The 20,422-nt window shown below is 48.7% G+C and carries 20 protein-coding genes; 8 read left to right on the forward strand and 12 right to left on the reverse strand.

The annotated features are described in order from the left end of the window. The first annotated feature begins 15 nt into the window (after nucleotides 1-15). The 3 genes from AC6R10_RS07315 (at nucleotide 16) to AC6R10_RS07325 (ending at nucleotide 2,384) form a co-directional block, all read left to right on the forward strand. Nucleotides 16-1,059 carry a DUF3549 family protein gene (locus tag AC6R10_RS07315; protein ID WP_500671884.1) on the forward strand — a complete coding sequence of 348 codons (1,044 nt, stop codon included), beginning with the start codon at nucleotides 16-18 and terminating at the stop codon, nucleotides 1,057-1,059. Nucleotides 1,060-1,071: 12 nt separating this feature from the next. Then, entirely contained in the window at nucleotides 1,072-1,371 is a 300-nt protein-coding gene (locus tag AC6R10_RS07320) for a DUF3301 domain-containing protein (protein ID WP_334555208.1), read from the forward strand. A gap of 731 nt (nucleotides 1,372-2,102) precedes the next feature. Beyond that, on the forward strand, nucleotides 2,103-2,384 hold the full coding sequence (locus tag AC6R10_RS07325; protein WP_487903182.1) for a hypothetical protein: 282 nt from the start codon (nucleotides 2,103-2,105) through the stop codon (nucleotides 2,382-2,384). 82 nt (nucleotides 2,385-2,466) lie between these two features. On the opposite strand, the gene sucD is transcribed toward AC6R10_RS07325, so the two are convergent. The 8 genes from sucD to sdhC form a co-directional block, all read right to left on the reverse strand. Further along, nucleotides 2,467-3,339 (reverse strand): succinate--CoA ligase subunit alpha, encoded by an 873-nt coding sequence (sucD, locus tag AC6R10_RS07330; RefSeq protein WP_334555206.1) that lies wholly within the window; start codon nucleotides 3,337-3,339, stop codon nucleotides 2,467-2,469. Then, nucleotides 3,339-4,505, reverse strand: coding sequence for an ADP-forming succinate--CoA ligase subunit beta (gene sucC / locus AC6R10_RS07335; protein ID WP_334555205.1), 1,167 nt, complete (start codon nucleotides 4,503-4,505; stop codon nucleotides 3,339-3,341). Before sucC ends, sucD begins: the two co-directional genes overlap by 1 nt. A 206-nt stretch (nucleotides 4,506-4,711) precedes the next feature. Further along, nucleotides 4,712-5,920, reverse strand: coding sequence for a 2-oxoglutarate dehydrogenase complex dihydrolipoyllysine-residue succinyltransferase (gene odhB, locus AC6R10_RS07340; RefSeq protein WP_334555204.1), 1,209 nt, complete (start codon nucleotides 5,918-5,920; stop codon nucleotides 4,712-4,714). Between the two features lie 28 nt (nucleotides 5,921-5,948). Beyond that, nucleotides 5,949-8,774, reverse strand: coding sequence for a 2-oxoglutarate dehydrogenase E1 component (sucA, locus tag AC6R10_RS07345; RefSeq protein ID WP_500671885.1), 2,826 nt, complete (start codon nucleotides 8,772-8,774; stop codon nucleotides 5,949-5,951). A 96-nt stretch (nucleotides 8,775-8,870) separates the two neighbouring features. Next, nucleotides 8,871-9,581: a succinate dehydrogenase iron-sulfur subunit gene (locus AC6R10_RS07350; RefSeq protein ID WP_334555202.1), complete on the reverse strand. Its 711-nt coding sequence runs from the start codon at nucleotides 9,579-9,581 to the stop codon at nucleotides 8,871-8,873. A 14-nt stretch (nucleotides 9,582-9,595) separates the two neighbouring features. Further along, complete coding sequence (gene sdhA / locus AC6R10_RS07355; RefSeq protein WP_334555201.1) at nucleotides 9,596-11,362, reverse strand: succinate dehydrogenase flavoprotein subunit; 1,767 nt, start codon at nucleotides 11,360-11,362, stop codon at nucleotides 9,596-9,598. Further along, nucleotides 11,363-11,707 carry a succinate dehydrogenase, hydrophobic membrane anchor protein gene (gene sdhD, locus AC6R10_RS07360; protein WP_334555200.1) on the reverse strand — a complete coding sequence of 115 codons (345 nt, stop codon included), beginning with the start codon at nucleotides 11,705-11,707 and terminating at the stop codon, nucleotides 11,363-11,365. It abuts the gene before it with no gap. Beyond that, nucleotides 11,701-12,093: a succinate dehydrogenase cytochrome b556 subunit gene (gene sdhC, locus AC6R10_RS07365; protein WP_334555199.1), complete on the reverse strand. Its 393-nt coding sequence runs from the start codon at nucleotides 12,091-12,093 to the stop codon at nucleotides 11,701-11,703. The genes sdhD and sdhC overlap by 7 nt, the downstream gene beginning before the upstream one ends. A gap of 394 nt (nucleotides 12,094-12,487) precedes the next feature. Between sdhC and AC6R10_RS07370 the strand changes: the two genes are divergently transcribed. Continuing rightward, nucleotides 12,488-13,777: a citrate synthase gene (locus tag AC6R10_RS07370; protein WP_334555198.1), complete on the forward strand. Its 1,290-nt coding sequence runs from the start codon at nucleotides 12,488-12,490 to the stop codon at nucleotides 13,775-13,777. 71 nt (nucleotides 13,778-13,848) lie between these two features. Here the strand turns inward: AC6R10_RS07370 and AC6R10_RS07375 are convergent, their stop codons facing one another. Further along, nucleotides 13,849-14,607, reverse strand: a complete 759-nt coding sequence (locus AC6R10_RS07375) for a Nif3-like dinuclear metal center hexameric protein (protein ID WP_500671886.1) — start codon at nucleotides 14,605-14,607, stop codon at nucleotides 13,849-13,851. A gap of 85 nt (nucleotides 14,608-14,692) precedes the next feature. On the opposite strand from AC6R10_RS07375, the gene AC6R10_RS07380 reads away from it, so the two are divergent. Then, complete coding sequence (locus tag AC6R10_RS07380) at nucleotides 14,693-15,442, forward strand: DUF1853 family protein (protein WP_500671887.1); 750 nt, start codon at nucleotides 14,693-14,695, stop codon at nucleotides 15,440-15,442. Between the two features lie 166 nt (nucleotides 15,443-15,608). Here the strand turns inward: AC6R10_RS07380 and pgm are convergent, their stop codons facing one another. Together pgm and seqA are read right to left on the reverse strand one after the other, a co-directional pair. Continuing rightward, on the reverse strand, nucleotides 15,609-17,255 hold the full coding sequence (pgm, locus tag AC6R10_RS07385) for a phosphoglucomutase (alpha-D-glucose-1,6-bisphosphate-dependent) (protein ID WP_500671888.1): 1,647 nt from the start codon (nucleotides 17,253-17,255) through the stop codon (nucleotides 15,609-15,611). A 110-nt stretch (nucleotides 17,256-17,365) separates the two neighbouring features. After that, nucleotides 17,366-17,905, reverse strand: a complete 540-nt coding sequence (seqA, locus tag AC6R10_RS07390) for a replication initiation negative regulator SeqA (RefSeq protein WP_487903176.1) — start codon at nucleotides 17,903-17,905, stop codon at nucleotides 17,366-17,368. 105 nt (nucleotides 17,906-18,010) lie between these two features. Between seqA and AC6R10_RS07395 the strand changes: the two genes are divergently transcribed. The 3 genes from AC6R10_RS07395 (at nucleotide 18,011) to fldA (ending at nucleotide 19,685) form a co-directional block, all read left to right on the forward strand. After that, a complete protein-coding gene (locus AC6R10_RS07395; RefSeq protein WP_487903175.1) occupies nucleotides 18,011-18,775 on the forward strand; it encodes an alpha/beta fold hydrolase in 765 nt (254 codons plus the stop codon). Between the two features lie 92 nt (nucleotides 18,776-18,867). Beyond that, nucleotides 18,868-19,089, forward strand: coding sequence for a DUF2788 domain-containing protein (locus tag AC6R10_RS07400; protein WP_053440537.1), 222 nt, complete (start codon nucleotides 18,868-18,870; stop codon nucleotides 19,087-19,089). Between the two features lie 62 nt (nucleotides 19,090-19,151). Continuing rightward, nucleotides 19,152-19,685: a flavodoxin FldA gene (gene fldA, locus AC6R10_RS07405; protein ID WP_500671889.1), complete on the forward strand. Its 534-nt coding sequence runs from the start codon at nucleotides 19,152-19,154 to the stop codon at nucleotides 19,683-19,685. Nucleotides 19,686-19,743: 58 nt separating this feature from the next. Here fldA and AC6R10_RS07410 read toward each other — a convergent pair whose 3' ends face one another. Then, nucleotides 19,744-20,247: a DUF4442 domain-containing protein gene (locus tag AC6R10_RS07410; protein ID WP_334555191.1), complete on the reverse strand. Its 504-nt coding sequence runs from the start codon at nucleotides 20,245-20,247 to the stop codon at nucleotides 19,744-19,746. Nucleotides 20,248-20,422 lie beyond the last annotated feature (175 nt).

Below are 20,422 nucleotides of genomic sequence, written 5' to 3' on the forward strand. Positions count from 1 at the left end.
TAGGACAATTCATCGATGGATACCATTCACTCACTCACTGACCTGCTGAAAAATAGCCATTGCGACTACCGTGTCTTCGATTTAGGCCGTCGCATCAGCGTCATTGATGCTCAGACATTTTCTGATGTGGAACAAGGACAGAAACCCTACCCTTACCCACTTCAACGTAAAGCACACCTCGCGATCGCCTATTGGAATGAACACAAGCAACCTTGGATTTGGTTTTTAAAATTCAAGTTGGATGAGCGTGGCTTGTTTCAACAAGCGGACATTGGCCAATTTATTAAATACGTCATCGAGGCGATGGGCTCACGCTTAAATCAAGAGATGAGTGAGGAGCAGCAACAGAAGCTATCCAACAACCCCTATACGTTCAAACCCAGCGATGACAAGATGGCGGTTTTCCATAGTCAAATTCGCGCCGAACTCGACCTTCCTTGTAGTCAGTACTATGAACACGCGCAACACTATTTCAAAGGTGGATTAGGCTTTGAACAGTGGCAGACTGTCGGGCTTCAAGGCATCAGTGATATGTGCGCACGTCTAGGACGTGACCAAAATGGCGTGCATATACGTAAGTCCCTCACATCGCTGCCTAGCCAGCCCCTGTATGCTCTGCTTGGGGTGCTCGAACATACGTCACCACTACCCAGCAAATTAGCCGAGCGACTCAGTGAAATGGCGCACAAGGAGATGGAGGCCAAAACGCCGGATCTGTTTTTGCTCTCTGCACTGACTCGCGCCTTATCCGGCAGTCACCATCAACTGAGTCACCGCTTGGTTCAAACCCTCTTAGCCTCGCCGCTGCTCAGTCATCAAGAAGTGCTCATCGCTATAGCTGGCCGCTGCTGGCACTGGCTGTCAGATCAAGACATCGCAGAGCAGTTCTTGCTGCGACTGGCGCAAACCGGTAATCAAACACTCTTTAATCAGCTGTTTGCCGATCTGGTGATGCTCCCTGAGCTGCGTATGGTCCTGCTGCCGTTGCTCCACACCAGCCCCTCCCCTGAGCTGGCTCAAGCGCTGCTGAACCTTCAGAAAGCGACCAAAGCCGAGTAGAAAAGAGGGCGTATGATTGACAACTTACTGGCCATCCTAGCACTGAGCTTTGGCTGTTTTATTTTTTGGCAACATCGTCGTCAGGCCGAGATCGCCAAAGCAATCGCCATACGTAAGTGCGACCAATTAGGCTTACAGCTCTTAAGTGTGGCGCTAGATGGACACAAACTAAAAACGCCACAGGGTCAGTGGCGTTGGCATACTATTTACCTATTTGAATTTTCGTCGCTTGGTGACGACTGTTATCAAGGAAAGATCACCATGCAAGGGTTTCACCTGCGTGATATCTGGTTAGAGCCACATCGCCTGTAGACGCACTAAGGATTAAACACGTAGGGCCGCTAGACTAACGTCCGTAGGCAAAAGCATCGATAGGAAAAAGCATGGAATAAGAAAAGCCCCGATACTTACGTATCGGGGCTATAGTCTTACTCGCAGCAGTCCGGCTACAAAAGGTGCTCCATGCATCTTCCTTAATAGTGACTGTGATCCGTCAGTCTCTTCCTACTTCGCCATCCTAGCGGTGTCCTGTTTGTCCTTTGTGCTAACCTTCCCCGTTAGCGCTCATCACTTGTTCCTTGAGCGGTGTCCTTGGCATCTTCCTGATGCTGTCCTGCCTCATCCTAGAGGGGTCCATTTCGTTCCTTGATCGCTAATGTCCTATCAGCGAAACCGTGTCCGTACGGCTATCCTAGCATCCTGCGCAATTGTCCATCCTGGCCAATCTCTCTTCATCCTGAAGAGTGCAATCCGTGCTGTTTCCTGTTCCGTGTCAGCATCCTTCCGACAGGGATTAATTTACGTGATTGACGATTTTGGACAAGTCTGATGGTCATTTCTTTTATATTTACAACTCATAAACAACAAAAATAATCAAATACTATCAAACAGTTATATTTCACTATTGATATAAGAGCTAGCAAAATGACGAATTTTTCTCACACGCTTTGTGCGAGATCTCGCACACGCAATTACCAAATTTTCTATTCGTTTTCTTCATCGTCGCCGAGTATCATGTGATCGATTACACACAAGGAGTCACTATGCTTACTCAGGATGTGAGCCAAGAGCTCAAACAGGTATTAGAACAACTCAGCCAAGAAGGTAAAGAGCCGACGGTTGCCTTGGTCAAAGCTCGGCTTTCTACTCCCATTCCCATGCCAGCGCTGATCACAACAATTAAAAGCTGGAAAGCGTCACTGCGCGTACCAAAAGTTGAAGTCGCGGCAAAGCCGCCGCTTGAAGAAGATCGCGTTGCTCAACTTGAGCAGCAAGTACGCGAGCTCACCGCCCGATTAGCAGCCATTGAAGCGAAGCTAGGCTAATAATCCAACGAGCCCGACAAATAAAAAGGCTTGGCATTTCACTGCCAAGCCTTTGTTTGTATACGTGAGCGTAATGCTAAGATTACCAGCCCGTCACTTCGCGGAGACCTTTACCGATCTCAGCCAGTGATTTCACCGTCTTAACACCTGCCGCTTCAAGTGCAGCAAATTTATCTTCCGCTGTTCCTTTACCACCTGAAATGATCGCACCCGCGTGGCCCATACGTTTGCCAGGAGGCGCAGTGACACCCGCGATGTAAGAAACAACTGGCTTAGTGACATTTTCTTTGATGTACGCCGCCGCTTCTTCTTCCGCAGTACCGCCGATCTCACCGATCATTACAATCGCTTCCGTTTCAGGGTCTTCTTGGAACAATTTCAGGATATCAATGAAGTTTGAACCTGGAATTGGGTCGCCGCCGATACCCACACATGTTGACTGACCAAAGCCTTCGTCTGTCGTCTGCTTAACCGCTTCGTAAGTAAGCGTGCCAGAACGAGACACAATACCGACTTTACCCTTCTTATGAATGTGACCCGGCATGATACCGATCTTACATTCGTCAGGAGTAATAACGCCTGGACAGTTTGGACCAATCATGCGAACGCCGGTTTCTTCCAACTTCACTTTCACGTCGATCATGTCCGTGGTTGGGATGCCTTCGGTAATGGTAACGATAAGCTCAATACCCGCATCGATCGCTTCTAAGATCGCGTCTTTACAGAAAGGTGCTGGTACATAAATCACAGTGGCTGTTGCGCCTGTCGCCTCAACGGCTTCACGTACGGTATTGAATACCGGTAGACCGAGGTGAGTTTGGCCACCTTTGCCCGGAGAAACGCCACCGACCATTTGCGTACCGTAAGCAATCGCTTGTTCAGAGTGGAAAGTGCCTTGACCGCCGGTGAAACCCTGACAAATTACCTTGGTGTCTTTGTTAATTAGTACAGACATTATTTGCCCTCCGCAGCAGCAACAACTTTCTGAGCTGCGTCGGTGAGCGACTCAGCTGCAATGATATCAACATCAGAATTCGCAAGCACTTCACGACCGAGATCGGCGTTTGTACCTTCTAAACGAACCACAACCGGTACGTTTACACCTACTTCTTTAACCGCACCGATGATGCCCTCTGCGATCATGTCACAGCGCACGATACCACCAAAGATGTTGACGAGTACGGCTTTAACATTGTCATCAGATAAGATGATCTTAAAGGCTTCAGCAACACGCTCTTTCGTCGCGCCGCCACCCACATCTAGGAAGTTTGCAGGCTTGCCACCATGTAGGTTAACGATATCCATCGTACCCATCGCTAGGCCAGCACCATTGACCATACAGCCAACGTTACCATCAAGTGCAACGTAGTTTAGCTCCCACTGAGCAGCGTGTGCTTCACGCTCATCTTCTTGTGAAGGATCGTGCATTTCACGCAGTTTAGGCTGACGGTAAAGTGCGTTGGAGTCGATGTTAATCTTACCGTCCAAGCAAAGCAGGCTGCCTTCACCGGTAATCACCAACGGGTTGATCTCAAGCAGAGCAAGATCATATTGAGAGAACATAGTGCCAAGACCCATAAAGATCTTCACAAATTGTTTAATTTGGTCACCTTCAAGGCCGAGTTTGAAGGCAAGTTCACGGCCTTGATAAGCTTGAGGGCCAACCAATGGGTCAATCGCCGCTTTGTGGATCAGTTCTGGCGTTTCTTCTGCCACTTTCTCGATTTCCACACCGCCTTCGGTTGAGGCCATGAATACGATTTTACGACTTGCTCGGTCAACAACTGCGCCAAGGTAGAGTTCATTGGCGATGTTAGACGCTTCTTCAACCAAGATCTTAGTAACCGGCTGGCCATTCGCATCAGTTTGGTAAGTCACTAGGTTCTTACCTAGCCACTTTTGCGCAAACTCTTTTACGCCGTCTTTGGTTTCGTGCAGTTCTACACCGCCCGCTTTACCACGTCCACCCGCGTGAACCTGACATTTGACGACTTTCTTGGTTGTCGAAATTCGACCGGCTGCTTCGTACGCTTCTTGAGGCGTGCTGCACGCGTAACCTTTAGGTACAGGCAAACCGAATTCTGCAAACAGCTGTTTGGCTTGATATTCATGCAAATTCATTTTGATATTCCGTTTATGTTCCCTTAAGGGATTATTATTTCCATAACGTCGCAGCGAACTGCATTACGTCCGTAGGGTCTTCTCAAATCAACCGCATATCTCGTTACCGACACTGCGATTCAAATGAAGGCCAGACAGTTGAGCGAGTCTAGCCTTTGAAACTTTAGACGTCTAGCTATCTAAGACAGCTAGACGTTTCAGCGATATTAAACGTCTAATAACAGACGTGCTGGATCTTCCAATAGCTCTTTGATGGTCACTAGGAAGCCAACGGACTCACGGCCATCAATCAGACGGTGGTCGTATGAAAGCGCGAGATACATCATCGGCAAGATCTCGACTTTGCCATCCACCGCCATTGGACGATCTTGAATTTTATGCATACCCAAGATTGCTGACTGAGGTGGGTTGATGATTGGCGTTGACATCAATGACCCAAATACACCACCGTTAGTGATAGTAAAGTTACCGCCCATCAATTCGTCGACCGTCAATTTGCCATCACGACCTTTAATCGCAAGCTCTTTGATGCCTTTCTCGATATCTGCAAAGCCTAGGGTGTCACAGTCTTTCAATACTGGCGTCACTAGGCCACGTGGCGTCGATACCGCCATGCTGATGTCGAAGTAGTTGTGGTAAACGATATCGTCACCATCGATAGACGCGTTCACTTCTGGGAAACGCTTCAATGCTTCCGTCACCGCTTTGACGTAGAAAGACATAAAGCCAAGGCGAGTACCGTGGCGCTCTTCGAACTGATCTTTGTACTGTTTACGCAGGTCCATGATAGGTTTCATGTTCACTTCGTTAAACGTTGTCAGCATCGCGGTGTTGTTCTTCGCTTCCAGTAGACGGTTAGCCACTGTCTTACGAAGACGCGTCATAGGCACACGTTTTTGGCTACGTGCCGCTGCTGGGGCTTCAACGGCTGCAGGCGCTGCCGCTTGAGGTGCTGCTTTCGCGTTCGCAAGGTGCGCTTCAACATCTTCACGCGTGATGCGACCACCTACGCCCGTGCCTTTAACTTGGCTCGCTTCAAGGCCATGCTCACCGAGTAGGCGACGCACTGCTGGGCTAAGTGCATCATTGCTTTCTTCGCTCAATGACGCCTTGTGACGCTTGTCTGGTGACGCTTCTGACGCTTCTGTTGTGTCAGTCGTTGGCTCACCGGCGACCGCACCTGGCTTAAGTTTGGCAAGAAGCTGCTTCGAGAGCACGGTTGCGCCTTCGACTTCAATAATGGCTTCAAGTACACCCGCTTCTGGCGCTGGGACTTCTAGAACCACTTTGTCCGTTTCAATATCCACCAACACCTCGTCACGCTCTACAACGTCACCAGGTTGTTTGTGCCACGTCGCGACCGTAGCGTCAGCAACAGATTCAGGTAAATCTGGAACCAGAATTTCAATTGTCATATCGGTTTCTTCCTTTAACTTCTAGTTCTTAATCCGAAGTTTTTGTATTCACGTTTAGCGCGTCTTCAACTAGCGCCTTTTGCTGTTTCAAGTGTACTGACATATAGCCGACCGCAGGAGATGCTGACGCAGGACGGCCCGCGTATTTAAGATCTGCGCCTTTCGGAATAGCAGCACGGAAGTTGTGTTGACTGCAGTACCAAGCCCCTTGGTTTTGCGGCTCTTCCTGACACCAGACAAAATCTTCCACGTTGGTGTATTGTTCGATAGCGGCTTTCACCTCTTCCAGTGGGAATGGGTAAAGCTGTTCGATACGAACAATCGCGACGTCGTCTTGTTCATTGCTACGACGCTGCTCAAGCAGGTCAAAGTAGACCTTACCGGAACAGAACACGACACGTTTCACTTTGGCTGGCTCTAAGTTGTCGATTTCGCCAATTGCCGCTTGGAATGTGCCATCGGCCAATTCATCCATGGTAGACGTACACAAAGGATGACGCAGCAGCGACTTCGGAGACATCACAATCAGAGGACGACGCATCGGGCGAACCACTTGACGGCGAATCATGTGGTACACCTGAGCTGGCGTTGACGGCACAACCACTTGCATGTTTTGCTCTGCACATAGCTGTAGATAACGTTCTAAGCGTGCAGAAGAGTGCTCTGGTCCTTGACCTTCATAGCCGTGCGGCAACAACATCGTCAAACCACACAAACGGGCCCACTTCTGTTCACCAGACGAGATAAACTGGTCAATCACGACCTGCGCGCCGTTGGCAAAGTCACCAAACTGCGCTTCCCATAGCGTCAGGCCGCCCGGCTCAGCGGTCGCATAACCATATTCAAACGCAAGCACGGCTTCTTCAGACAGCACCGAGTCAAATACCTGGAACGGGCCTTGTTTGTCGTGGATGTTAGACAGTGGCACATACGTGCTGGCGTCCGCTTGGTTGTGCAGTACTGCATGACGGTGGAAGAAGGTGCCACGACCTGAATCCTGACCGGAGATACGAATACGCTTACCATCGTCAACCAAGGTGGCATAGGCTAAGGTTTCAGCCATACCCCAGTCGACCGCTTTCTCACCGCTTAACATAGCTTGACGATCGTTGTAGAGCTTATTCACTCGGCTCTGGAGCTTGTGGCTCTCTGGGTACTGACAAATACGTTTGCCTAGTTCAAGCAGACGCGCTTTATCAAAGGTATTGCTCCACGGCATATCCCACTCGTGTCCAAGGTATGGAGACCAGTCCACTGAGTGCAGAGCCATCGGGCGCCACTCTTTGACCACCACTTCACCACGATCAAGCGCATCACGGTATTCATTGACCAGTTGCGTGGCCACGTCGATACCGAAATCACCGCGCTCCATCAACACATCGGCGTAGAGCTTACGTGGTGTTGGGTGCTTCTTAATTTTTTGATACATCAGCGGCTGAGTCGCGTTCGGCTCGTCCGCTTCGTTGTGACCGTGACGACGGTAACAAACCAGGTCAATCACCACATCGCGTTTGAATTCGTTACGGTAGTCAAGGGCGATACGCGTCACAAACGCCACCGCTTCTGGATCGTCTGCGTTGACATGGAAGATCGGTGCTTGGACCATCTTAGCGATGTCCGTACAGTACATGGTTGAGCGCGTATCTCTTGGGTTAGACGTCGTAAAGCCGACTTGGTTGTTCACCACGATACGAACCGTACCACCCACTTGGAAGCCGCGTGCTTGAGACATGTTGAACGTCTCTGCCACGACACCTTGACCGGCAATCGCTGAGTCACCGTGAATGGTGATTGGCAAAACAGTACTGCCGTCTTTATCACCTAAACGGTCTTGACGTGCACGTACTGAGCCCATGACAACTGGGTTGACGATTTCTAGGTGAGACGGGTTAAAAGCAAGCGCGAGGTGGACATCACCACCTGGGGTAGCGAAGTCAGCAGAGAAGCCTTGATGGTATTTCACATCACCCGTTCCCCATGTTTCGTCGTGTTTGCCCGCGAATTCATCAAACAAATCTTGTGGCTTTTTACCGAGCACGTTGACCAACATGTTCAAACGGCCACGGTGCGCCATACCAATCACGACTTCACGCATACCACTTGAGCCTGCGTGACGAATCAGCTCTTTGGTCATAGGGATTAGGGCATCCCCACCTTCGAGTGAGAAACGCTTCGCGCCAGGGAACTTCGCGCCAAGGTAACGCTCTAGGCCTTCCGCTGCGGTAAGCTCGTCAAGGAATGTTCGCTTCTCGTCTTGGCTGAACGTCGGCTGGCCGACGACCGACTCGAGACGTTGTTGAATCCAACGCTTTTGCTCGGTGTCGGTCATGTGCATGTATTCAGCACCCACTGAACCACAGTAGATTTTTTTCAGCGAAGAGTAGATGTCTTTCAACGGCATGGTCTCTTGACCAATAGCAAATGAACCTACGTTGAAGGATTCTTCTAGATCGTCTTCTGTGAGAGAGTGGAAAGCAGGATCAAGCTCAGCCACAGGTGAGCGTTGCCATAATCCTAGGGGGTCTAATTGAGCCGCTTCGTGTCCACGAAAGCGGTAAGCATTAATTAACTGAAGTACTTTTACTTGTTTAGCGTCGACATCTGGATCACTAACTTGGACATTGTAATGCTTTGTTTCTTGAGCGAGTCGTCGGAAGTAGTCACGGACACGCGAATGTGGCTGTTCAACCACTTCGTTGTCAGGCTTAGGCAAGCCATCGAACACGCGTTTCCACTCCTCACTTACCAGATCGGGATCACTTAGATACAGTTCGTAGAGGTCCTCTACATACGTTGCATTGGCGCCAGCCAAGTGTGAAGACTCGAGCCATGCCTTCATCACGCCGTTGTGCATATTTTCCCTTAACCAGTAGTTTTCACGTTTGCTTCGGTCTGCGCCGAGCTAATAAGAGCCGGTCACGACATTATGACCGGCAATTTTTATTGTCCATTAAACCGAGCGGTTCACGAGCATGGTCTTAATGTGACCAATCGCTTTCGTCGGATTTAACCCTTTTGGACAAACACTTACACAGTTCATGATGCCGTGGCAACGGAAAACGCTAAATGCGTCATCAAGATTTGATAAGCGTTCATCTGTCGCCGTATCACGGCTGTCAATCAGCCAACGGTAAGCGGCAAGTAGGCCCGCAGGGCCTATAAATTTGTCAGGATTCCACCAGAAAGACGGACAGGATGTCGTACAACATGCACACATAATACATTCGTACAATCCATCCAAATGAGCACGTTCATCAGGAGATTGTAGGTTCTCTCTTGATGGGGGAAGTGCGCCGTCGTCAATCAAGAATGGCTTAACTTTCGCATAGTTATCATAGAACTGTGTCATGTCAACGATTAGATCACGCACGACAGGCAATCCCGGCAGTGGACGGATGACAATCTTGTCACCTTGCAATGCCGACAGCGGTGTAATACAGGCTAATCCGTTTTTACCATTCATGTTCAGACCGTCAGATCCACAGACACCTTCACGGCATGAACGGCGAAATGCAATCGTAGGATCTTGCTCTTTCAGCAGAATCAGAGCATCTAACACCATCATGTCAGAGCCTTCGTCGACCTCTAGAGTGTAGTCCTTCATATAAGGTTTGCTGTCTACATCTGGGTTGTAGCGGTACAAAGAGAAGTTTAGTTTCATGATTCAATCCTCCCTTAGTATGTACGTACTTTCGGCGGGAATGCTTCACGATGAACTGGTGTCATGTTGACATCACGCTTGGTCATCGCTTCGGTTTCCGGGTTATAAATTGAGTGACATAGCCAGTTGTTATCATCACGCTCAGGGAAGTCAAAACGGGCATGCGCTCCACGACTTTCCGTACGGTAGTTCGCTGCAACGGCAGTAGAGAACGCCGTTTCCATGAGGTTGTCTAGCTCTAAACATTCGATACGCTGGGTGTTGAACTCAGAAGATTTGTCCGCAAGGTGTGCGTCTTTTAAACGCTCACGAATGACTTTAAGCTCTTCGAGACCCGTTGCCATCGCGTCGCCTTCACGGAAGACAGAGAAGCTGTTTTGCATACACGTTTGCAAATCTTTGCGGATCTGAACTGGGTCTTCACCACCTTTACTGTTCTCCCAACGCATAGTGCGCGCCAGTGACGCTTCGATGTCAGACTCTGTCGCTGGGCGTGCTTCTGCTTGAGCCGCCAAAGTCTCGCCAAGGTGTAGACCCGTCGCTCGACCAAAGACCACCAAATCAAGCAGCGAGTTACCCCCGAGACGGTTAGCACCGTGCACAGATACAGAGGCAATTTCACCACAAGCAAACAGACCTTGAACTTCAACATCGCTGCCATCTGCCAGCTGTTTGATCGCTTGACCGGACACTTGAGTTGGTACGCCACCCATCATGTAATGACAGGTCGGGATAACAGGGATTGGCTCTTTAACCGGATCGACGTGAGCAAAGGTTCTAGAAAGCTCACAAATGCCTGGTAGACGCGATTCAAGCACATCTTTACCCAAGTGATCCAACTTGAGTTTGATGTGTGGACCCCATGGACCGTCACAACCGCGACCTTCACGAATCTCAATCATCATTGAGCGCGCGACCACGTCACGACCTGCCAAGTCTTTCGCATTCGGCGCATAGCGCTCCATAAAGCGCTCGCCATCTTTATTAAGAAGATAACCACCTTCACCGCGACAACCTTCTGTAACCAGAACACCCGCGCCGGCAATACCAGTTGGGTGGAACTGCCACATTTCCATGTCTTGCATTGGCACACCAGCACGAAGCGCCATACCCACACCATCACCTGTGTTGATGTGTGCGTTAGTCGTTGAGGCATAAATACGCCCCGCACCACCTGTCGCAAGTACCGTAGCTTTGGATTTGAAGTAACAGATTTCACCCGTTTCCATGCAAATAGCGGTACACCCCATGATGGCGCCGTCTTGGTTTTTTACCAAATCAAGCGCGTACCACTCAGAGAAAATGGTGGTTTTGTGTTTGACGTTTTGCTGATACAGGGTGTGCAATAACGCGTGGCCCGTACGGTCAGCGGCAGCAGCAGTACGAGCGGCTTGTTCGCCACCAAACTCTTTCGACTGACCGCCGAAAGGACGTTGGTAAATGCTGCCATTATCGAAACGAGAGAATGGCAGACCCATTTTCTCTAGTTCGATGACAGACTCTGGTCCGTTTTTACACATGTACTCAATGGCGTTTTGGTCGCCAATATAGTCCGACCCTTTAACGGTGTCGTACATGTGCCATTGCCAATCGTCTTTATGCGAGTTACCGAGCGCAACGGTAATACCGCCTTGCGCTGATACAGTATGAGAACGAGTTGGGAAGACTTTGGACAGCAAAGCACACGTCAGGCCTTGCTCTGAAATTTGCAGTGCAGCACGCATACCTGCACCACCAGCGCCGATTACTACGGCATCAAATTCACGAACTGGAATAGACACTTACGCACCCCACAATACAAATAGACCAGAGAAGAAATAACCCAATAGAATCGCGATCACACCCAACTGAAGCGCACCACGTAACTTGGCGCATTTGATGTAATCGGTCAGCACCTGCCACAAACCAATCCAACCGTGGATTAGCACAGACACGAGGGCGAGCATGGTGAATACTTTCGTAAACGTACCACCAAAGAACTGAGTCCAGGATATGTAAGAGATATCGGTGAAGGCACAAAAGCTCACCAGATAAATCGTATAGAGTGTCATGATGATGGCCGTAGCACGAATGAGTAAGAAATCGTGCACACCGTTACGACCAAAGGATGAGATGTGTTTTACCATACCATTACCCCCGCAAGTAGAGACAACACGGCTGTTGCTGCGAATGCAACCTTAGCGCTCATCGCGCCAGATTCCAGCTCTTCGAAATGACCCAGATCCATCAACAGGTGACGAATACCACCTGCAATGTGATAGGCCAATGCCGTCAGAATGCCCCATAAGATGAACTTCACGAAGAAGCCATCGACGATGTCAGCAGCTTGCGCGTAACCGACAGGGGATGATAAGGAAATATTTAATAACCAAAGTAAAATCCCGACCGCGACAAACGTAATCACACCAGAGACCCGGTGTAAAATCGATGCGATTGCTGTGATCGGAAAGCGAATGGTCTGCAAATCTAAATTAACAGGTCTTGACTTTCTTTCTTTCACGGGCTTGCTCACTCAGCTCCATTGAGCATTTATTGTTATGGATGAAATTTGGTTGCAAACCCACAAAAGTTAACATTTATTTAACACTCAACAGGTAATATACCCCGATCGAATTGTAAAATTATTGTTAACAACAAGATTCGAAACGTCACCTCACATTTGTTTCAAGCCTTGAATTTATTAGGTTTACACCAAAATTTACAGTGTCACTATACGGCTCGCAACATTCTAATACAATTGATGTAACAATTTTTGCTACACAGAACAGATTTTTAACCTTACAGCTTCAAAAAATCAAAACAAGTGCACACATCAGAGTAGAAGAATTGACTTTAATACGGAAGACACGTACAAAAATGTCACACAAACATCCTGGATGGATTAATAATAAACAAAGGAGATTGTTATGGCAGATAAGAAAGCGACCCTTCATGTCGAAGGTCAAGCGCCGATCGAGCTGCCAATTATGGAAGGTGCCCTAGGTACTCCTGTAATTGACGTTCGTAAACTTGGAGCAAATGGATTCTTTACTTTTGACCCGGGTTTTCTTGCCACTGCATCTTGTGAATCTCAAATCACCTACATCGACGGTGGCAAAGGCATTCTTTTGCACCGCGGTTACCCCATTGATCAGCTCGCTAACAACGCTGATTATTTAGAAGTGTGTTACATACTTCTTTATGGTGAAGCCCCAACACGTGAACAATATGAGCAATTCAAAAAGACAGTAACCCGTCATACGATGGTTCATGAGCAAATCGCTAGCTTCTTCCACGGCTTTAGACGTGATGCTCACCCAATGGCCGTCATGTGTGGTGTGGTCGGCGCGCTTGCCGCCTTCTACCACGACTCACTGGATATCAACAACGACGAACACCGTGAAATCGCAGCGTATCGTCTACTTTCGAAAATGCCAACGTTGGCGGCCATGTGTTACAAATACTCGATTGGCCAGCCATTCATTTATCCACGCAACGATCTCAGCTACGCAGAGAACTTCCTACACATGATGTTCGCAAATCCTTGCGAAGAGTACGAAGTGAACCCTGTTGTCGCCCGTGCGATGGATAAGATCTTTACTCTGCACGCAGACCACGAACAAAACGCCTCAACCTCGACAGTGCGTCTTGCTGGTTCTTCTGGCGCGAACCCGTTTGCTTGTATCGCAGCAGGTATCGCCTCATTGTGGGGCCCGGCGCATGGCGGCGCGAATGAAGCGTGTTTGAAGATGCTCGAAGAGATCGGCAGCGTCGACAACATCCCAGAGTACATTGAACGCGCGAAAGACAAAGACGACCCATTCCGTCTCATGGGCTTTGGTCACCGTGTGTACAAAAACTACGACCCACGTGCGACCGTGATGCGTGAAACTTGTCACGACGTACTCAAAGAGCTCAACATTCAAGACCCATTGCTCGATGTCGCGATGGAGCTAGAACGTATTGCGCTATCCGATGAGTACTTCGTTTCGAAGAAACTGTACCCGAACGTCGATTTCTACTCAGGTATCATTCTTAAAGCGATTGGTATTCCTGTCTCGATGTTTACCGTTATCTTTGCAATTTCTCGCACCATCGGTTGGATCGCACACTGGAATGAAATGCACAGCGACCCACTCAACCGTATCGGCCGACCACGTCAGCTCTACACTGGTGAAGTGCAACGCGACTTTCAGCCTATTCATGAACGTGAATAGCCTGTCATAAGAAACACAAAGGGTTGAGATCGTCTCAACCCTTTTTTGTTTTTTTGAGTATTCGCGCCCAGTTATACTGGATTATCGATGTCGATAAATTCAACCTCTAAGCCGTGCTGCGCGGCTAACCACTCCCCTAGTGCTTTCACCCCATATCGCTCAGTCGCATGGTGACCCGCACTAAAATAGTGAATGCCGCGCTCTCGCGCTGTGTACGTCGTTCGCTCTGAAATCTCACCAGAAAGAAACGCATCCAGACCTTGGTTGGCAGCCAGCTCAATGAAATCCTGACCACCTCCGGTACACCAGCCAATGGTTTCAATCACACTGTCGCCGCTTTCAGGCAGAATATGCAGTGGCGGGCGATTGAGTGCTGCATCAATCTTGTGTGCTAACTCAGCGCCTGTCATAGGGTGCCTGAAACGACCAAACATGGCGACGGATTGAGGGTGCCCTTCCAGTCCACCTTCTACATCGATATCCAGTAACTTTGCAAGCTCAGCGTTGTTGCCAAGCTCCGGATGAATATCAAGAGGTAAGTGGTAACCGTACAAATTGATGTCATTTTTGATCAAGGTTCGAATGCGCTTTCCTTTCATCCCTCGAATGGGTTCTGGCTCACCTTTCCAAAAATAACCATGATGGACGAGTAGCGCCTGCGCGCCTCGCTCGACCGCTTGCTCAATCAAGGCTTGCGATGCGGTGACGCCCGTCACGACCTTAGTGATCTCAGCTGCGCCTTCCACTTGTAAGCCATTCGGCGCGTAATCTTTGATTTGCTCTGGCGATAACTTTTGATTGAGGATTGCTTCGAGTTGTAAGTGATTCATGACCACATTCCACATTATCGGTTGTTTGCTTAGCGGCCAGTGTATGTCAAGCTAGTCCGCAGTGACAACCAAGCCGTAAAGAAAGATGACACGATTCACCCGATTCTATCAATGGCTGACCGCAACGCCGCCCTTGTTTGAGCTTACCCCGCCGTTTTGCTCACTCACGACCCTCGATCCTGCCCCTTTGGACTCGCAGCCCTATACTGGCAACGCACGTTTGGGGTTCGTCTATCAATATTTGGTTACTCAAGCCCTAAACAACAGCAAGCGCTATGACGTCGTGTTGGATGAGTTACAAATTCAAAGCCCAGAGGGAAGAACCTTGGGCGCGATTGATTTGATAGTTTATGACCACCAAGCCTCTCAACATCAGCACTGGGAGCTGGCCATTAAGTTTTACTTACTCCACAACGGTCGATGGTATGGGCCCAATGCACACGATCAACTGGATAAAAAACTCGACAGAATGCTCAATCACCAACTATTGATGAGCCAAACGGCGGCATTTGTGGAGCAATACCCACAATATCAACCATTGGAAAGTAAATTGTTACTCCAGGGCCGCCTCTACATCAATCCATTTCAGCCTGAGACCATTCCTAGCCACTGCCTAGGTTATGCGCTTAACCCAAGTCAAATCAGTGGCTACTGGTGCTATGCAAGCCAATGGGAACAGATCAATAAGCCACTGTTCGCTTTGGATAAGCATCAATGGGCGGTGGGCAACAGCGAGATGGGAGAGGTAGTGACGCTCGACTCAGAGCGATTTGTCCATGCACAAACGCAAGACGGAGAGTTTTGGTTTATTGTTCCTGATACTTGGCCAAACTGAGGTCAAACGCAGAGTGACTATGACGCTCACAACCCGACAGCAAGTCGCTAAGTGAAAGATAACGTGGAATATCATGTGGCAGGTAATAAAGCAGCACAAATAAAAAAGGCTACCCGAAAGTAGCCTAGTTTGGTGTCTCCTGTGACTTAAAACGAGAGCGTCTCTATTATAGCCCTGCGTCAGCAAACACTTGATTCACGATTTGCTGCGCTTCCGCTTCAATCTGCTTAAGATGCTCAGCCCCTTTGAAACTCTCACAGTAAATCTTGTAGATGTCTTCCGTACCGGATGGACGAGCCGCGAACCAACCGTTATCGGTCGTGACTTTTAGACCGCCAATGGCCGCACCATTACCTGGCGCATGTGTCAAGCGAGCAGTGATAGGATCGCCCGCCAAGGTTTGCGCACTGACCATTTCTGCAGATAGCTTTTTCAACACGTCTTTCTGTGGCCCATTTGCGACCGCTTGAATTCGGTTGTATTGAGACTCCCCATGCTTTGCCGCCAACTCTTCATAGTACTGCTGTGGATTCTTGCCGGTGACGGCAGTGATCTCAGCGGCAAGCAAACACAAGATGATGCCATCTTTATCTGTTGACCAAGGTGTCCCATCTTTACGTAAGAATGACGCGCCAGCACTCTCTTCACCACCAAAACCAAACTTACCTTCATACAGGCCATCCACAAACCATTTGAAACCGACAGGCACTTCGCACAGCTCACGTCCTAAATCCGCCACAACACGGTCAATCAAGGCGCTTGAGACCAAGGTCTTGCCCACGGCGACATCTTGTTCCCATCCTTCACGATGGCGGTAGAGGTAATCAATGCAGACAGCTAGGAAGTGGTTAGGGTTCATAAGCCCTTTTGGCGTCACGATGCCGTGGCGATCGTAGTCAGGGTCGTTGCCAAACGCGAGATCATATTGATCTTTCAGCGCGAGCAGCCCCGCCATAGCGTACGGTGATGAGCAGTCCATACGAACCACACCGTCTTTGTCTAACGACATAAACTGGAACGAGGGATCAATCGCTTCGCTAACTAAAGTGAGGTTAAGGTTGTAAGTGGATGCGATTTGACGCCAGTAATCAATACCACTGCCACCGAGTGGATCAACGCCGAGGGTCAAATTCGCTTTTTGAATCGCTTCCATGTCAATCACATTGACTAGGTCGTCAACATACGGTTTCACCAAGTCGACTTCAGAAAACAATTCAGAGGTTTTCGCTTCTGCCAACGGCATGCGCTTCACGCCTTGTAAACCCTCTGCGATCAGCACGTTCGCGCGATCCTGAATGGCTTTGGTTAGGGCATCTTCCGCAGGGCCGCCATGCGTCGGGTTGTACTTAATTCCGCCATCTTGTGGTGGGTTGTGAGAAGGCGTGATCACAATACCGTCCGCCTTTTGCTCATGCTTTAGGTTGTAACTCAATATCGCATGAGAGACGCCAGGCGTCGGCGTGTAGCCGTTGTCTTGCTGCGCAATCACCTTGATGCCATTGGCAACAAGCACTTCAACCACCGTTGAGAACGCTGGCTCTGACAACGCGTGTGTGTCCTTACCGACAAACAATGGCCCTGTGGTGCCTTTCTCGGCACGCACTTCTGCGATGGCTTGGGCAATCGCCAAAATATGATGCTCGTTAAACGTAGATTTGTCCGCACTACCACGATGGCCTGACGTACCGAACTCCACTTTATGGTCTGGGTTGCTCGCTTCAGGTTGAAGTAAAAAGTAGTTTGCCACTAAGGCAGGGATATTATGCAGATCTTGCTGCTGAGCCTTTTGTCCCGCTCTCGGGTGCATAGCCATGTCGACATCCTTTCTTAAATTGGGAAGAAAACAAAAAACCTCATAATACTTGAAGTTATTCGTGCATTATGAGGTTTAAATCCGATTTCTTTGACGGTGATTACAAGTTTCTAAATCGAGTTAATCACTTTCTCAATCAGATCGGCGGGGAAATTCATGCGAGCCATCAATTGCTCAATCATTTGGCGTTTGCGGCTCGTGTTGTTGTTGGTTATCACCCAAAATGGCGTGCCAGGAATCGCCTTAGGCTTGGTCGTATTGCCACTTTCTAACAAGGTCGCTTCGTTGTCAGCAAAATAGACACGTTTACGACCTTTCACTTGTGTTGCTTCTGAAAAACCAGTGGGGTCGATTCGATGAAGAGTAGAGAGTACTAGCATAAAGCGGTCAATCGCTTTCTTCAGCCCTGCAAACTCATCGGAAATCAGCAGTGAGCGCATCGCTTTGACGCTATCCACGCGCTCTTCAAACACAGCGTCTTTACTGACAACGACGCCTTTCTTTGCTGTGGGCGTTGTTGCGAGCGACTCCGTTTGCTGGCGGTCAGCGTTTAGTAAACGACGGAGAATATCAGAAGCACTCTCCCCAATATGCTGGGTCTGACTTGCGATGTAACGGTATAGATCCTCATCAACCTCAATTGTTTTCATTCGCTTTTCACAATCTCTATGTTTAAACTCTGGGGGATTATAGCGAGATCTTCGCGCAGACTCTACGTTAAACCCACACGAATAAACAAAAAACGAAGTTTTAAAATGTCACCATTGCTCAACTACAAACTTGAAGGACAAGGACCCACCGTTGTTCTGCTTCATGGCTTATTTGGTAACTTGGACAATCTCGGTTTACTGGCGCGCGATCTGCGTGAAGACCACCAAGTGCTAAGTGTTGATCTTAGAAATCATGGCCAATCTTTTCACAGCGACGAACACAATTACGATGTGTTGGCCAGTGATGTCCTGCGTTTGCTCGATCATTTGAGCATTGAAACTGCAGTCGTGGTGGGGCACTCGATGGGCGGTAAAGTCGCCATGGCGCTGGCCGGATTGGCCCCAACTCGAGTACACAAGCTGATCGTGCTCGACATGGCGCCTGTGCAATATACCCAAGCAAGACATGATAATGTCTTTAAAGGATTAGAAGCCGTACTCACAGCTCGGCCACAATCTCGTCAGCAAGCCCTATCCCTTCTCGCACAGCACATTGACATCGATGGCGTCAGGCAGTTTCTGAGCAAGTCGCTGTATAAAGAAGGCGATCATCTCGCGTGGCGCTTCAACGTAACGAGCCTTAAAAACAATTACTGGGATATTTTAGGCTGGCAATCCTTATCCCCTGTAGATGTGCCGACCCTCTTTCTCAAAGGAGGCGATTCGGATTACCTTACCGCCGAGCATCAACCAGCGGTTCAGGCGCAATTTCGCCACGCTAAAGCACACGTCATTGCCAATACAGGCCATTGGTTGCACGCAGAAAAGCCCGCGGAAGTATTACGCGCTATTCGCAAGTTTATTGGCTAGCCATCGAATACGCGTTCAATCTCTCCTGACCGTTAACTTTACGAGTTAACAATGGTATAGTGCAGCGCAAGTAATTTGGCATAAGGGATTCCATGCTTTACGACTATATGAACATGCTTGAGTCGATAGGTCTCGACTTGCTTTTTGCGTCTATCTTTTTTCTCATCGGTATGGCGATAAAAGATGTACTCAAAGCGGGAAATGTCCCACCATTTGGTCGTCGAATTGTATGGTTAGTCCTATTCCTGGGCTGCGCTGGCTTTATTGCCAAAGGCATCATTCAGCTTAGCTGGGAAGGTGGTGGTCTGGGGTAACAGGCCAAACGCGGTTCGCCATTTGGCCCGCCACAACACGTAAAAGTAAAGGTAACGAATCTATGGCAAGTGTAGGTATCTTCTTTGGTAGCGACACAGGTAACACTGAAGCTGTTGCGAAGATGATTCAAAAGCAACTGGGTAAACAACTGGTTCACGTTCAAGATATTGCCAAAAGCAGTAAAGAAGACATTGATAACTTCGATCTTCTGCTTTTGGGTATTCCTACTTGGTACTACGGTGAAGCACAATGTGATTGGGATGACTTTTTCCCAGAGCTAGAGCAAATCGATTTCTCGACCAAGTTAGTTGCGTTATTTGGTTGTGGCGATCAAGAAGATTACGCAGAGTACTTCTGCGACGCCATGGGCACAGTACGTGATATCGTTGAAGCAAAAGGCGGTACGATTCTCGGTTACACCTCAACCGATGGTTACGAGTTTGAAGCATCAAAAGCCCTAGTTGAGGGTGACGATAGCCAATTTGTCGGTTTGTGTATCGACGAAGATCGCCAACCAGAATTGACTGAAGACCGCGTTAACAACTGGTGTAAGCAAATCCATGAAGAGATGTGCTTAGCTGAGTTGGAAGACTAAGCTGACCTTTTAAAAAAACCTCCATCTTTGGAGGTTTTTTTGTATTTAATCCAGTCTGTTATGCCGATTGAGGCGCCTGTTCCTCATCCCTAAACTTCGGTTTTTTACGTACATACAACTTACGTTGTACTTCCGATACCACCATACCGTTGCTGTCTTTTACATGCGTAATGAACTCTGGAAAGCACTTGTCGCCCCCTGCGGTTTGAGTCAGGATGTCATCAAGCATCTGCTGAGAGATTAAGAAATCGGCGTGTAAATCACTTTGTCCCGGCTTGATGAAGTTGATGCTCGCTTCTTTGTCCCACACGTAATATTGCTTGCCCAAAATCCCCATCAGCATTAATGAATAGACGGGATCGGTCAGGGAAAAAATGCTGCCCCCATATTGGGTACGATTGGCGTTCTTGTTCCACCAGCGTAACTTGAGCTTCATCTTCACCTCACGAAAGTCTTCACTGATCGACACAATACGAATCCCAGCCCCCCAAAACGGTGGCCAGATATTAAGGGCAAACTTCACAACACTGGGTTTATAGATCTTTTCAAGTAGCGTAGACATCCGTGAAATCCTAAACTGATTACATTGCCAAAACGTTAACAAATTGTAACTCATTAGACCAGTACTATAAGTGACCGCTCGCTAGTTTATGATAAAACATGAGTAACCCTTTGAGATTCGGGTTTATTGTTATTAACGAGTACCCTATAATGATTGGAATATTGGATTCTGTTTA

It is taken from the genome of Vibrio sp. R12-SG2-ISO1 (genome assembly GCF_059834045.1).